General features: G+C 66.9%; 14 protein-coding genes and 1 pseudogene. 9 read left to right on the top strand and 6 right to left on the bottom strand.

The window, feature by feature from the left end; genetic code table 11:
• Positions 1-10: 10 nt before the first annotated feature.
• The 3 genes from IAG41_RS06785 to IAG41_RS06775 all read left to right on the top strand — a co-directional run bounded on the left by IAG41_RS06785 (position 11) and on the right by IAG41_RS06775 (position 2,234).
• Complete coding sequence (locus IAG41_RS06785) at positions 11-316, top strand: UBP-type zinc finger domain-containing protein (RefSeq protein WP_187727743.1); 306 nt, start codon at positions 11-13, stop codon at positions 314-316.
• A gap of 86 nt (positions 317-402) precedes the next feature.
• Positions 403-861, top strand: a complete 459-nt coding sequence (locus IAG41_RS06780) for a DUF4126 domain-containing protein (RefSeq protein ID WP_187727742.1) — start codon at positions 403-405, stop codon at positions 859-861.
• Complete coding sequence (locus IAG41_RS06775; protein ID WP_187727741.1) at positions 858-2,234, top strand: FAD-containing oxidoreductase; 1,377 nt, start codon at positions 858-860, stop codon at positions 2,232-2,234. The genes IAG41_RS06780 and IAG41_RS06775 overlap by 4 nt, the downstream gene beginning before the upstream one ends.
• A 51-nt stretch (positions 2,235-2,285) precedes the next feature.
• On the opposite strand, the gene IAG41_RS06770 is transcribed toward IAG41_RS06775, so the two are convergent.
• Genes IAG41_RS06770 through mtaB form a run of 3 tightly spaced genes read right to left on the bottom strand, consistent with a single transcriptional unit; the run spans position 2,286 to position 5,189 of the window.
• Positions 2,286-2,906 (bottom strand): septation protein A, encoded by a 621-nt coding sequence (locus IAG41_RS06770; protein WP_187727740.1) that lies wholly within the window; start codon positions 2,904-2,906, stop codon positions 2,286-2,288.
• Positions 2,899-3,834, bottom strand: a complete 936-nt coding sequence (gene ftsY / locus IAG41_RS06765) for a signal recognition particle-docking protein FtsY (protein WP_187727739.1) — start codon at positions 3,832-3,834, stop codon at positions 2,899-2,901. Before ftsY ends, IAG41_RS06770 begins: the two co-directional genes overlap by 8 nt.
• The gene (gene mtaB, locus IAG41_RS06760; RefSeq protein WP_187727738.1) at positions 3,831-5,189 is read right to left on the bottom strand and encodes a tRNA (N(6)-L-threonylcarbamoyladenosine(37)-C(2))-methylthiotransferase MtaB; all 1,359 of its coding nucleotides are present in this window, start codon (positions 5,187-5,189) and stop codon (positions 3,831-3,833) included. Before mtaB ends, ftsY begins: the two co-directional genes overlap by 4 nt.
• On the opposite strand from mtaB, the gene IAG41_RS06755 reads away from it, so the two are divergent.
• A complete protein-coding gene (locus tag IAG41_RS06755) occupies positions 5,189-5,767 on the top strand; it encodes a DUF924 family protein (protein ID WP_187727737.1) in 579 nt (192 codons plus the stop codon). The genes mtaB and IAG41_RS06755 overlap by 1 nt on opposite strands.
• On the opposite strand, the gene IAG41_RS06750 is transcribed toward IAG41_RS06755, so the two are convergent.
• Positions 5,742-7,370 carry a putative bifunctional diguanylate cyclase/phosphodiesterase gene (locus IAG41_RS06750; protein WP_187727736.1) on the bottom strand — a complete coding sequence of 543 codons (1,629 nt, stop codon included), beginning with the start codon at positions 7,368-7,370 and terminating at the stop codon, positions 5,742-5,744. The genes IAG41_RS06755 and IAG41_RS06750 overlap by 26 nt on opposite strands.
• Before the next feature lie 238 nt (positions 7,371-7,608).
• On the opposite strand from IAG41_RS06750, the gene ffh reads away from it, so the two are divergent.
• The 5 genes and pseudogenes from ffh (at position 7,609) to IAG41_RS06725 (ending at position 11,784) form a co-directional block, all read left to right on the top strand.
• Positions 7,609-9,096: a signal recognition particle protein gene (gene ffh / locus IAG41_RS06745; protein WP_187727735.1), complete on the top strand. Its 1,488-nt coding sequence runs from the start codon at positions 7,609-7,611 to the stop codon at positions 9,094-9,096.
• Between the two features lie 43 nt (positions 9,097-9,139).
• Positions 9,140-9,592: pseudogene (rpsP, locus tag IAG41_RS06740) on the top strand (30S ribosomal protein S16); the annotation flags it as partial.
• A 244-nt stretch (positions 9,593-9,836) separates the two neighbouring features.
• Positions 9,837-10,337 carry a ribosome maturation factor RimM gene (gene rimM, locus IAG41_RS06735; protein WP_187727733.1) on the top strand — a complete coding sequence of 167 codons (501 nt, stop codon included), beginning with the start codon at positions 9,837-9,839 and terminating at the stop codon, positions 10,335-10,337.
• 43 nt (positions 10,338-10,380) lie between these two features.
• Positions 10,381-10,953, top strand: a complete 573-nt coding sequence (locus IAG41_RS06730) for a glycine-rich domain-containing protein (RefSeq protein WP_187727732.1) — start codon at positions 10,381-10,383, stop codon at positions 10,951-10,953.
• A 3-nt stretch (positions 10,954-10,956) separates the two neighbouring features.
• Positions 10,957-11,784 (top strand): TIGR04222 domain-containing membrane protein, encoded by an 828-nt coding sequence (locus IAG41_RS06725; protein WP_187727731.1) that lies wholly within the window; start codon positions 10,957-10,959, stop codon positions 11,782-11,784.
• 404 nt (positions 11,785-12,188) lie between these two features.
• Here IAG41_RS06725 and IAG41_RS06720 read toward each other — a convergent pair whose 3' ends face one another.
• Together IAG41_RS06720 and IAG41_RS06715 are read right to left on the bottom strand one after the other, a co-directional pair.
• On the bottom strand, positions 12,189-13,094 hold the full coding sequence (locus tag IAG41_RS06720; RefSeq protein ID WP_187727730.1) for an NAD(P)/FAD-dependent oxidoreductase: 906 nt from the start codon (positions 13,092-13,094) through the stop codon (positions 12,189-12,191).
• A gap of 7 nt (positions 13,095-13,101) precedes the next feature.
• The gene (locus IAG41_RS06715; RefSeq protein ID WP_262408473.1) at positions 13,102-13,713 is read right to left on the bottom strand and encodes a bifunctional transcriptional activator/DNA repair enzyme AdaA; all 612 of its coding nucleotides are present in this window, start codon (positions 13,711-13,713) and stop codon (positions 13,102-13,104) included.
• Positions 13,714-13,719 lie beyond the last annotated feature (6 nt).

Here is a 13,719-nt window from a genome sequence, read left to right as displayed (position 1 = left end):
GGATCAGAGCATGTCGCAAACCTGCCAGCACCGGGATACCGTCAACGAAGTGACGCCAAGCGCGCTCGGGTGCGAGGAATGCCTGAAGACGGGCGGCTGGTGGGTGCATCTGCGGCTTTGCCGGAGCTGCGGGCATGTCGGCTGCTGCGACGATTCGCCCAATCGCCATGCGACCGCGCATTTCCACGCCACGCGGCACCCGATCATCGAAGGCTATGACCCGCCGGAAGGCTGGGGCTGGTGCTATGTCGACGAGATGGAGGTCGATCTGCCCGATCAGACGCCGCAGCGGGGACCTATACCGCGGTTCATATGAGCAGGGCCGAAGGAAGGATCGCCTAACCCAACCGGAACGGGTAGTTTTCCATTCCACCCGGACGGATTTCCGCGAAAGGACTCTGCATGTTCGTGCTCCTCGCTCTGTTGATCGGCGTCGTCGCAGGCCTTCGCGCCTTCACCGCACCCGCGGCCATTAGCTGGGCGGCCCATCTCGGCTGGCTCCATCTCGACGGCAGCTGGCTGGCCTTTCTCGGCTATCGCTTCACCCCCTGGGTCTTTTCGGCGCTCGCGCTGTTCGAGCTGGTCGGTGATCAGCTTCCCACGACGCCAAGCCGCAAGACACCGCCCCAGTTCGTCACCCGGCTGGTGATGGGCGGGCTGAGCGGCGCGGCGATCGGCATTTCGGGCGGCTCGCTGGTCGTCGGGCTCGGAGCGGGTATCGTCGGCGCGGTAATCGGCACGCTGGGTGGCGCGGCGTTGCGCGCGCGGCTGGCCGCCATGCTGGGCAGCGATCGCCCCGCGGCCTTGATCGAGGACGTGATTGCGGTGGGAGGCGCGGTGCTTATCGTGCTCGCGCTGTGAGCCGCGCGTTCGATGCGATCATCGTCGGCGCCGGCCAGGCGGGACCGGCGCTTGCCGGGCGCCTGACCGACGCGGGCCAGAAGGTGGCGTTGATCGAGCGCGACCAGGTCGGCGGCACCTGCGTCAACACCGGCTGCACTCCGACCAAAGCGCTGGTGGCGAGCGCCTATGCCGCGTTTCTCGCCCGGCGTTCGGCGGATTACGGCATCGGCACCGGCACGGTGACGGTCGATTTCCCCACGGTGATCCGCCGCGCGCAGGAGATCGCGGCGGCGTCGCGCGGCCGCAACGAGACCTGGCTGTCGCGCATGCCGGGGCTGGAGCTGATCCGCGGCCATGCCCATTTCACCGCGCCCGACACCATCGCGGTGGGTGAGGAAAGCTTCACCGCGCCGCGCATCTTCCTGAACGTCGGCGGCCGTGCGGCGCGGCCGCCGATGCCCGGGCTCGACAAGGTCCAGACGCTCGACAATTCCAGCATATTGAAGCTCGAGGCGCTACCCGAGCATCTGGTGGTCGTCGGCGGGAGCTATATCGGGCTCGAATTCGCCCAGATATTCCGCCGCCTCGGTTCGCAGGTGACGGTGGTCGAGATGCAGCCGCGCCTGATCGCGCGCGAGGACGAGGATATCAGCCAGGCGATCCGCGAGATGCTGGAGGCCGAGGGCATCGAGGTGCGGACCAGCGCCACCTGCATCGGCTTCGCGCTGGATGCCGGCGGGATATCGGTGAATGTCGATTGCACGGAAGGCGCGCCGCGGGTGCCAGCCAGCCATGTCCTGCTCGCGATCGGGCGCCGGCCGAACACCGACGATCTCGGGCTCGATATCGCCGGCGTGGCGACCGACGAGCGCGGCTATATCAAGGTCGACGAGAAGCTCGCCACCAATGTGCCCGGCATCTGGGCGCTGGGCGACTGCAACGGCCGCGGCGCCTTCACCCACACCGCGTGGAATGATTTCGAGATCGTCGCCGCAAACCTGCTCGATGGCGAGGACCGCACGCTCAGCCAGCGGCTGCCCGGCTATGCGCTCTTCACCGATCCACCGCTCGGCCGGGTCGGCATGACCGAGACCCAGGCACGCGCGACCGGCCGGCCGCTGCTGGTGTCGCACCGGCCGATGAAGCGCGTCGGGCGCGCGATCGAGAAGGGCGAGACAATCGGCGTGATGAAAGTGGTCGCCGATGCCGAGACCCGCCGCATCCTGGGCGCGGCGATATTGGGCGTGGGCGGCGACGAGGCGATTCACGGCATCCTCGACATGATGCACGCCGATCAGCCGCTGGACGTGCTGCGCTGGGCGGTTCCGATCCACCCCACCGTCTCGGAGCTGATCCCGACGCTGCTGATCGATCTCAAGCCAGCGGAATAGCTGTCCGATCCGCTTTCGCAGGAGCACAAGCTTCGCTTCGTCGGGTCGAACTCAACCCTCGGGTGGGATCGGCGCCTCTTCGGGCTTGTCGAGCTGGAGCCCGTGCTTGAGCAGCATCGGGATGTTGAGCATCGCGAAGACGAGGGTCAGCGGGATCATTCCCCAGGTCTTGAACAGCACCCATTGGTCCCAATTGAGCAGCTGGCGCATCACTTCGTTGAGGACCGCGGCGAAGAGGAAGAAGCAGGCCCAGCTGATCGTCAGCAGCCGCCAGCCCTTGGCGGTCAGGCCGGGATAGGCCTGTTGCAGCAGCAGCTGGAGCAGCGGCTTGTCGGTCAACAGGCCGTAGCCGAGCACGATCGCGAACATCGCGTAGATGACCGTCGGCTTGATCTGAATGAAGATCTGGCTGTGATAATATAGCGTCAGCCCGCCGAACACGAGCACGAAGGCTCCGGTGATCCACAACATCGGCGAGATGTGCCGAGCGCGCCACCAGGACACCAGCATCGCGGCCACCATCGCGACCATGAAGGCGACCGTGGCGGTGAGGATCCGGGCGATCTGCGGGCCGGACGCCAGGCTGTTGACCGCGAAGAACACGATCAACGGACCGAAATCGATCGCCATGCGGAGGCCCGGCGATATCGCGGGCTTGGAATTGCTAGCCATTGGTAGCTCCTTCCACGCCCGCGATGATCCGCGCAACCTCTTGCGCGTCGAACGGGCGTAGATCGTCGACCTTCTCGCCGACTCCGATCGCATGGATGGGGAGGCCGAATTTCTCGGCGGCGGCGACGAGAACGCCGCCACGCGCGGTGCCGTCGAGCTTGGTCATGACCAGCCCGGTGACGCCGGCGACTTCCTTGAAAACCTCGATCTGGCTGAGCGCGTTCTGGCCGGTGGTGGCATCGAGGACGAGGACCACGTCATGCGGCGAGGCGGGGTTGATACGCCCGAGCACGCGGCGGATCTTGGCGAGCTCGTCCATCAGCTCGCGCTTGTTCTGGAGGCGGCCGGCGGTATCGACGATCAGCACGTCGATGCCCTTTTCGGTGGCCTGCTTGACCGCTTCGAAGACGATGCCGGCGGCGTCTCCGCCCTCCGCGCCCGAGACGATCGGCACCCCGATCCGCTCAGCCCAGGTGCGTAGCTGGCCGATCGCGGCTGCGCGGAACGTGTCGCCGGCGGCGACCATCACGCTGTAATCCTGCTCGAGGAAATTGTTGGCGAGCTTGGCGATCGTAGTGGTCTTGCCCGATCCGTTGACGCCGATCACCAGGATCACCTGGGGGCGCGGAAAGGCCTCGATCTCGAGCCGCTTGGCGACGGGTTCGAGCGTCTTGGCGACTTCCTCGGCGACAATCAGCCGGATGCCAAGCTCTTCCATGTTGCGCTCGAACTGGCCCTCGGCAAGGCGGGCGCGGACCTTGGCCGCGGTGGCGGGACCCAGATCGGAGGCGATCAGCGCCTCCTCGATCTCGTCAAGCGTCGCATCGTCGAGACGCGCGAGACTGAGGCCGGCGAGGTTGCCGAGCAGCCGGTCTGAGGTCTTGCGGAAGCCACCAAGCAGGCGCTCGTGCCAGGAGGCGTTGCTCATGCCCGAGTTCCATTCGTCATCCCGGACTTGTTCCGGGATCCACCGTGGGCCGCGCATTGTGCAAACGGCTCAAGCGTGGCGTTCGACTGCTCCGTGGACCCCGGAACAAGCCCGGGGTGACGGATGGGAGTTGCTTCGAGTGTCTGATTACTCACTGCGTTGATCTTCACCTGTACTATCGATCCGACCGGTTCGGCCTGGCCAAGGCGCACTTCCGCGAAATTGCCGGCATGGCCGCGGTCTCCCGGGCGCTCTACCAGTACTTGCTGGCTGCTGCCCACAAGGCTTTGCAGCCAGCGTGTGCGCTGGCCTTCCGCCTCGGCCCTGAGCCGGGCCGCACGGGCCTTGACGATTTCGGGTTCGACCTGGGGCATGCGCGCGGCGGGGGTGCCGGCGCGCGGGCTATAGGGGAAGATATGCGCATGGACGATGCCGCAATCCATGATCAGCGCGCGGCTGTTCTCGAACATTGCCTCGGTCTCGGTCGGGAAACCGGCGATCAGATCGGCGCCGATCGCGATGTCGGGGCGCGCTGCATGGAGGCGCTCGGCAAGCGCCACCGATTGCGCACGGCTATGGCGACGCTTCATCCGCTTGAGGATCATGTCGTCCCCCGCCTGGAGCGAGAGATGGACATGCGGCATCAGTCGCGGTTCCTGGGTGAGCAACGCGAACAGGCGGTCGTCGACTTCCACGCCGTCGAGCGAGGAGAGGCGCAGGCGCTTGAGGGCAGGGACGTGGGCGAGGATGCGCTCGACCAGCTGGCCTAGCGTCGGCGCGCCGGGAAGATCGGGACCATAGCTCGTGAGATCGACGCCGGTGAGCACGATCTCGGCATGATGCTCGGCGAGCGCGGCGATGCGGTCGATCACTGCGCCGGCGGGCACCGAACGGCTGTTGCCTCGTCCGAACGGGATCGCGCAGAAGGTGCAGCGATGGTCGCAGCCATTCTGGACCTCGACAAAGGCGCGCGCATGGGTCGAGAAGCAGGCGGCGAGGTGCGGCGCGGTCTCGCGCACCGCCATGATGTCCTGCACCTGCACCGGCTCGGACGATGTCCAGGAGGTGGGCAAGAGCTTCTCGGCATTGCCGATCACCCGATCGACCTCGGGCATCGCCGCAAAGGCCGCTGGATCGATCTGCGCCGCGCAGCCCGTCACGACCAACTCGGCCCCGGGCCGCTCGCGGCGGGCGCGGCGGATCGCCTGGCGCGTCTGCTTGACGGCTTCGTTCGTAACCGCACAGCTGTTGACCACGATCGTGTCCCGCCCTGACAGCAGGGCACGGATCGACTCGCCCTCGGCGAGGTTGAGACGACAACCCAGGTTGACGACATGCGGTGAGGAGGACGGCATTGGCGAGCGATCTAGGAGCGACGGCGCCGGAAGTCCACGCAAGGGCCCGCGAAGTGCTGGGTTTCTGGTTCGATCTGCTGATGCCGGAGCAATGGTTCGGCGGATCGCACGGGCTCGATGCGGAGATCTCGACGCTGTTCGGATCGCGCCGGGACGAGGTGCTGGCGAGCGGCGCGGCGGATTGGCGCGGCGATCCCGAAACCTTGTTGGCGGCGGTGATCCTGCTCGACCAGTTCTCGCGCAACATCCATCGCGACACCGCCAAAGCCTTTGCCGCCGATCCGCTGGCGCGGGACCTGGCGACGCTGGCGGTCGAGCGGGGCTGGGACCAGGCACTGCCGCCCGAACGTCGGCAATTTCTCTACCTGCCGTTCCAGCACGGCGAGAGCCGCGAGCTGCAGGCGGTAAGCCTAAGGTGCTTCGAGGCGCTGGGGCTGGAGGAGCCGCTGACCTATGCGATCGAACATGCCGAAGTGATCGCGCGATTCGGGCGGTTTCCGACGCGCAACGCAGCGCTCGGCCGCGAGTCGACGCCGGAGGAGAAGGCCTATCTCAGCCAACCAGGCGTTGGCTGGTAGCGGCGTCCTTCTTCTCCGCGGGAGCGGGGCTGCCCTGCAGCAGCCGGCGCTCGGCGAGCAGGCGGCGCACCGCGCTGACCGATAGCGGGCGGCCATAGAGCCAGCCCTGCGCCTTGGAGCAGCCGAGCACGCGCAGCCGCTCCTCGATCGAGGCGTCTTCGACACCCTCGGCGGTGATCGGCAGGTTGAGGCTTTCGCCCAGGCTGATGATCGCGTTGACGATCGCGGCCGAATCGGCGCTTTCGTTGAGCGACATCACGAAGCTCTTGTCGATCTTGATGCGATCGAAGGGCAAAGCGCGCAGATGCGCCAGCGACGAATAGCCGGTGCCGAAATCGTCGAGCGCGAGGTGGACGCCTTGGTTCTTGAGGCTGCCGACGATCGACTGGGCGAGCGCGAGATTGTCGAACAGCGAGCTCTCGGTGATCTCCACCTCGAGCCGGCTCGCGGGAAAGCCGGTCTCGGTCAGTACCTTGATGATCTTCTGCGCCAGCCAGGCGTCGCGCAGCTGCCAGGGCGAGATGTTGATCGACAGGTTGAGCGACGGATCCCAGTCGCGCGCGGCGATGAAGGACTGGCGCATGATCGAGAGCGACAGCTCGGCGATCATGCCGGTTTCCTCGGCGATGGGGATGAAGAGTTCGGGCGAGATCAGGCCGCGGGTGGGGTGCTCCCAGCGCGCGAGCACTTCGAAGCCGTGGAGGCGGCCGGTCGACAGATCGATCTGCTGCTCGAAATAGGGAACCACTTCCTGGCGGGGAATGGCGAGGCGCAGGCCGCTTTCGAGCTCGTTGCGGACCTGGAGCTCGCGCTCCATCGACTGGTCGAACCAGGCATAGCGGTTCCGGCCGGCCTTCTTCGCCTGGTACATGGCGATATCGGCCGAGCGGGTCAGCGCATCCATGCTCGCGCAATCGAAATCCGAGCGGGCGATGCCGAGCGAGCAGGAGATGTGGAGCCGCAGCCCTTCGGCTTCGAACGGCTGGGCCATGCGGCTGACGAGCCGTTCGGCGATGCGCTCGATGGTGGAGGGCTCGGCCGGATCGAACAGGAAACCGCAGGAGAATTCGTCGCCGCCCAGCCGCGCGGTGAGCGCGATCGGAGGCATGGCATGGGCGATCTCGGCCGCGACGGCGCGCAGCAGCGCATCGCCCACGGCGTGGCCGTGCATGTCGTTGATCGTCTTGAAGTGATCGAGGTCGAGCATGATCAGCGCCATCGCCTTGCGGCGACGCTGGGCGCGCGCGAACATCGCGGCGCCTTCCTCGGCCAGGCTGCGGCGGTTGAGGAAGCCGGTGAGCGGATCGCGGCTGGCGAGATGCTGGGCGCGTTCCTCCGCGGCGGCGCGGACCTGCACTTCCATCGACAGCGCGTGATGGCGGCGCCAGCCGAACAGGATCAGCGCGACGTTCAGGAGCAGCGCGATGACGAGCGTGCGGTCCGCGGGCTCCGTGCCCGACGTATAATATTGCAAGGTCTTGGACAGTACCGCGCTGCCCGTTCCCACGAACAGCAGGATCGCGGCAACGCTGATCGCGCCCGTGATGATGCTCGGGCGTGCTGCTGTGCGATTGCGGATTTCTTCTTCGTGGTCCAGCGACATTGCCGGGTTAGGCTCCCCCAAGCGGATAGCGGGGCGTTTTCACATGCCGAGGGTGTAGATCAGGTTAAACGCGTAACGGTTGCAACGAAGGCATTGTGAGGCTATGTGGCCCGCTTGCTGTTCCCGTGGAACGCGAGACATTGCCGCCCTCAGGGGTGACGCCGGCCGACGAGGTTTCGTCCGCCGGCGTGTTTTGCGTTTGGCGGATTTCGGCCTGGAATTGGAGTGATCTGGACCCATGTTCGATAGTCTGAGCGAACGGCTTGGCAGCGTCTTCGAGCGCCTGCGCGGGCGCGGTGCGCTCAACGAAGCCGATGTCCGCACCGCCATGCGCGAAGTGCGGATCGCCCTGCTGGAGGCCGATGTCGCGCTTCCGGTAGCGCGCGATTTCGTCGACAAGGTGACCGAGCAGGCGGTCGGCCAGCAGGTGCTGCGTTCGATCACGCCGGGCCAGCAGGTCGTCAAGATCGTCCATGACGCACTGGTCGACATGCTCGGCTCGGATACCGCCGAGCTCGAGATCGGCGTCACGCCGCCGGCGGTGATCATGCTCGTCGGCCTTCAGGGTTCGGGCAAGACGACCACGACCGCCAAACTGGCGAAGCTGCTGACCAAGACGCAGGGCAAGAAGGTGCTGATGGCGTCGCTCGACGTCAATCGCCCGGCGGCGCAAGAGCAGCTCGCGGTGCTCGGCACCCAGACCGAGGTCGCGACCCTGCCGATCGTGCAGGGCCAGCAGCCGGTCGACATCGCCCGGCGCGCGCTCCAGGCGGCGAAGCTCCAGGGCTATGACGTCCTGATGCTCGATACCGCGGGCCGCCTCCACGTCGATCAGCAGCTGATGGACGAGATGAAGGCGGTGGCGGACATCGCCACGCCGGCCGAGATCCTGCTCGTCGTCGACTCGCTCACCGGCCAGGACGCAGTCAATGTCGCGTCCAGCTTCTCGGCACAGGTGCCGCTGACCGGCGTGATCCTGACCCGCATGGACGGCGATGCCCGTGGCGGCGCCGCGCTGTCGATGCGCGCCGTCACCGGCAAGCCGATCAAGTTCGCCGGCATGGGCGAGAAGCTCGATGCGATCGAGCCCTTTCATCCGAAGCGCGTCGCCGGCCGCATCCTGGGCATGGGCGATGTCGTCAGCCTGGTCGAGCGCGCCGCCGAGTCGATCCAGCAGGAAGATGCCGAGCGCATGGCGGGCCGGCTCGCCAAGGGCCAGTTCGACATGAACGACCTGCGCGCGCAGCTCCAGCAGATGCGCCGCATGGGCGGGCTGGGTGCGCTGGCCGGCATGATCCCGGGCATGAAGAAGGCCCAGGCGGCGATGGCCGGCGGCGGCATGGACGAGAAGATCCTGCTCCGCATGGACGCGATGATCACGTCGATGACGCCCAAGGAACGCACCAAGCCCGAATTGCTCAACGCCAAGCGCAAGATCCGCGTCGCCAAGGGCAGCGGGACGACCGTGCAGGACGTCAACAAGCTGCTCAAGATGCACCAGGAAATGCAGACCGCGATGAAGCGCCTGAAGAAGATGGGCGGCCTGAAGGGCATGATGGGCATGCTCGGCAAGGGCGGCCCCGGCGGCGGCATGGGCGGCATCGGCAATGCCCTGGGCGGCCCCGAGATGGGCGAGATGATGGGCAAGATGGGCGGCGGCCTGCCGGGCTTGCCGGGCGGCGCGAACCTGCCACCTGGCTTCGAGAATTTGCTGAAGAAAAAGTAATTTAAACCCGAATACAAACATCGAATATCAAGAAGGAAGATTAATGGCTATTTCCATGCGTCTGTCGCGCGGCGGCTCCAAGAAGCGCCCCTATTACCGGATCGTGATCGCGGACGCCCGTTCGCCCCGCGACGGCAAGTTCATCGAGAAGATCGGCACCTATAATCCGCTGCTCGGCAAGGATGACGAGAAGCGCATCATTCTCGACGGCGAGCGCGCCAAGCATTGGCTGAGCGTCGGCGCGCAGCCGACCGACCGCGTCGCCCGCTTCCTCGACGCCGCCGGTGTCAAGGAGCGCGCCGCGCGCAACAACCCGAACAAGGCCAAGCCGGGCGAAAAGGCCACCGAGCGCGCCGAGGAGCGTGCCGAGAAGCTGAAGGCCGCCGAGGAAGCTGCCGCCGAAGCCGCTGCCGCACCGGCTCCCGAGCCTGTCGTCGAGGAAGCTCTCGTCGCCGAGGAAGCGCCTGCCGCCGACTCGAACGAGGAAGCCGAAGCCGTGATCGCCGCTGAAATCGAAGCCGCGACCGAAGAGCCGACCCCGGAGGCCGAGCAGGTCGCCGAGGCGGTTGCCGAAGCAACCCCGCCGGTCGAAGTTGCCGCCGAAGCCCCGGCCGCTGAAGAAGCCCCGGCCGCTGAGGAAGCCGCACAAGAAAAGTCGGAAGGCTGAGCTACAGGATGGCCATCGTGCGTGGGGATGGGGCGCATGCGCTCCGGCGTGCGCGTGATGGCCATCAGCCCGGATGCGAGGAGCGAGCGGCGTGAGCGGTTCAGATAAGCCGATCACGCTCGCCGCGATCATCGGCGCGCACGGCATCGCGGGCGAAGTGCGGCTGAAGGTCTTCGCCGAAGACCTGGCTTCGCACAAATCCTTCAATGGCGGCGCGCTTACGCTCAAATCGGTCCGGCCCGGCTCCAACGGCGCGATTGCGCGCTTTGCCGAGATTGCCGACCGCAGCGCCGCCGAGGCGCTGCGCGGCACCGCGCTGGCCGTCCCGCGATCGGCGCTGCCGCCGCTGGGCGAAGGCGAATATTATCATGTCGACCTGCTCGGCCTGCCCGCGGTCTCTGAAAGCGGCGAGCCGCTCGGCGCGGTGATCGCGATCGACAATTACGGCGCGGGCGACGTGCTCGAGATCGAGCGGCCCGACGGCAAGCGCTTCATGGTGCCGATGAATCCCGAGGCGGTGCCCGAATGGGACGACGCGCGGCTGGTCGTGGCAAACGCTTTCATCGAGCTGTGATCTGTCTTGAGGATGTAATATCCATCTGCTAAGTAGGGATTAGATGAGTACGGCCTCCGGTCTGTCTCGAACCCCTGCCGACCACCCGGTCTGGATAGCGCTCTCCCATTACATCATCGGCCCCGACGACGCGGCGCTCCCCTTCGCTGCGCGGCTGGCGCGCGAGAATGGCTGGAGCGCGGCGAAGACCGCGCGGGTGATCGAGGAATATAAGCGCTTCTGCTTCCTCGCGGTGACCGCCGGCCACGAAGTGACGCCGTCCGACGCGGTCGACCAGGCCTGGCATCTCCACCTCACCTATACCCGCGATTATTGGGAGCGCTTCTGCCCCGAGATCCTGGGCCGCCCTCTGCATCACGGGCCGACCGCGGGCGGCGGCGCCGAGAAACAGCGCTATTTCGAGCAATATGCCGAGACGCTCAAAAGCTATGAGCAGGTCTTCGGCCTGCCGCCGGCCGATATCTGGCCGAACGCGGCACGGCGGCTGATCCAGGACCCCAAGGCGCGCCGCGTCCATCCCCGCGACGCCTTCATCCTTCCACGAACCACGTTCTGGGCGCTGCTCGCGATCGCAGCGGCTCTGTTGACGGTTCTGATCGCACTCAGAGGAGCATAGACCATGTCCCCCTTCGATATGACCGGCGGACCCTTCTTGCAGCTCTACTTCATTCTCTTCGTCCTGGTGATCGTCGCCGGGTTCCTCATCCCACGCTGGCTGAAGCCCGAGGGACGCACGGCGCGTTCGGCGACGGTCGACGAGCTGGCTTTCCTTGCCGGCGGAAGGGCGCGGTTCGCCGACGCGCTCGTCTCGCGGCTGCTCGCCCGGCGGGCCTTGTCGATGGTCGGCAAGGACAGGTTCCAGGCGGACGCGCGCGACGCGGGCGGCGACGCGGCCGAACGCAGCATCCTCGCGCTGTCGGCACCGACGCGCTGGTCGACGATCGAACATATCCTCAAGCGCCATGCCGATCCGATCGAGGAGAAACTGGTCTCCGCCGATCTGCTGATGGACAGCGGAACGGCATGGCAGATGCGCTTCTGGCAGACGCTGCCTTACTTCCTGCTGCTCGGCTTCGGCGCGATCAAATGGGAGGTCGGCGTGTCGCGCGATCGGCCGGTCGGTTTCCTCACCATGTTCCTGATCGCAACCGCGATCTTCGCGTTGATCCGCTTCATCGCGGTCGACCGGCTGACGCGGGGCGGCGCGGAGACGCTCGCCGAGGCACGGCAACGGTCCGAGCGCCTGCGGCGCGCGCCGACGCCGGTGGAGACCGACATGGGCGTGGCGCTGTTCGGAACCGGCGTGCTCGCGGGGTCGAGTTGGTCGGATTTCCACACGCTGCGCTCGTCGAGCTCCGGCGGCGACAGCGGGTCGAGCAGCAGCAGCGACGGCGGAGGCAGCGGCTGCGGCGGCGGCGGTGGCTGCGGCGGCTGCGGTGGGAGCTGAGGTCGATAGTCGGCCTCCGTCCGGGCCCAACCTCCTTCATCGTCACCCCGGCCTTGTGCCGGGGCCCACCAAGCATCTGGGCGAGCCCAGCGAGTTTCTGGCGGCTCGGTTCGGGAAGCGTGGACCCGGCACGAGGCCGGGGTGACGAACGGGCCGCCTTGCAATGTAGGACTTCGCATGAAATCCACGGCATTGCTCTTTCTCATTCTGAATATCATCGCAGTCCTCGCGCGCCCGCGGGCGCGCGCACGCTCCCGCGCGAGAAACTCCTGACGTTTGTGACTTTAGGGTATCCGGCTACCGCGCGCGGCCACGACTCAGCCGGATCGGGACCCGCTCGCGTGGAGGAAGGTTTTTCGACATAGCAGGTGTCAACCGTGTCAACTTGGCAGCGGGCTTTTCGACTAGCGCCGGATCGGCCGCTGTTCGTCGAGCATGTTGCGGATCGTGGTGGCCGCGACCCCGCCTTCGCCCATCGCGTGGCTGATCTGGTCGAGGCCCTTCACGACGTCGCCCGCGGCGAACAGGCCGGGGATCGAGGTCCGCTGATGGGCATCGACCTCGAGACAGCCATCCCCCGCGGCGCGGGCACCGGCGGCGACCGCCAGGCGCGAGCGGATGCGCGAGCCCAAAGCGGGATAGACCGTATCGAAGGCGAGCCGGCCCTGCGCGGTGTCGAGCGTGATCCTGTCGCCTTCGATGGCATAGCCGCCGCTCGGACCATCGACGCGTCGAATCGCCGCGACCTCGAGTTTCTCGGAATATTCTTCGTCGATCTCGTGCGCGCCGTCCGGGGCGATCAGGGTCACATCGGGGCTATAGCCGCGCAGGAACAGCGCCTCGCGCGCACCGTGCTCGTCGGTGCCGATCACGCCGATGCGGCGGTCGGTGACTTCATAGGCGTCGCAGATCGGGCAATAGCGGAGCAGGCCGCGGGCCAGCGCTTCGTCGTGCAGCTCGGCGGGCATGTCGGGCCGGTGGTTGACCACGCCGGTGGCGAGGAGCACCGATCGCGCGCCAAATTCTCGCTCGCCGACCCTTACGCCGAAGCCGCCGTCGATCGTCCTTAGCGCCGAGACCTCGGCCAGTTCGCGGACCGCACCGTATTTTTCGGCCTGGGCCAGCATCAGCGCCAGCAGTTCCTTGCCGGAAATGCCGTCGGGATAGCCGGCATGGTTGCGCGTGCAGGGGATCATCGCGGCGCGACTGTTGCCGCTATCGAACAGGCGGATGCTCAAATGGAAGCGCGCGAGATAGATAGCGGCGGTGAGGCCTGCCGGCCCTGCGCCGACGATGATGCAGTCGTCCATGGGCGCCCTAACGCATGCCGCGGCGTTTGAGGCCCCCTGGCGGGCTCCGATAGACCTGCTGGAAGGCGGCGTTGAAGGATCGGACGCTCCCGAAACCCGCTGCCAGCGCGATTTCAGTCATGCCGAGATTGGTCGTGTCGATGAGCCGCTTGGCGCGCTGGATCCGCGCGGTGCGCGCCGCGGCGAGAGGTGTGGTGTCGAGATAGCGCCGGAACAGCCGCGTTAGATGGCGCGCGCCCAGTCCGAGCCGGCTGGCGAGAGCTTCGACACCGGCCTCGTCGAGTGCGCCTTGCTCGATGAGCCGAAGCGCACGGTCCACGGTCGCCCGCGTGCCGTTCCACGCAGGCGAGTGCGGCGCCGTTTCGGGCCGGCAGCGGAGACAGGGCCGAAATCCCGCCGCCTCCGCTGCAGCTGCGCTCGGGAAGTAGCGGACGTTGCGGGTCAGCGGCTGGCGTGCCGGACAGACGGGGCGGCAATAGATGCCGGTCGATTTGACGGCGATGAAGAACACGCCATCGAACGCCGGGTCGCGCGCAAATCGCGCCCGCTCGCAGGTCGCGAAATCGAGTTCGGCCTCTGGGTCGATCAACGGCGTCATCGGCGTCATCGGCGGCATCATAAGCGC

This window comes from Sphingomonas sp. JC676 (assembly GCF_014489075.1).
Taxonomy (GTDB): domain Bacteria; phylum Pseudomonadota; class Alphaproteobacteria; order Sphingomonadales; family Sphingomonadaceae; genus Sphingomonas.
The sequence above is the reverse complement of the archived record's forward strand: the minus strand, read 5'-3'. Positions and strand labels throughout refer to the sequence as shown.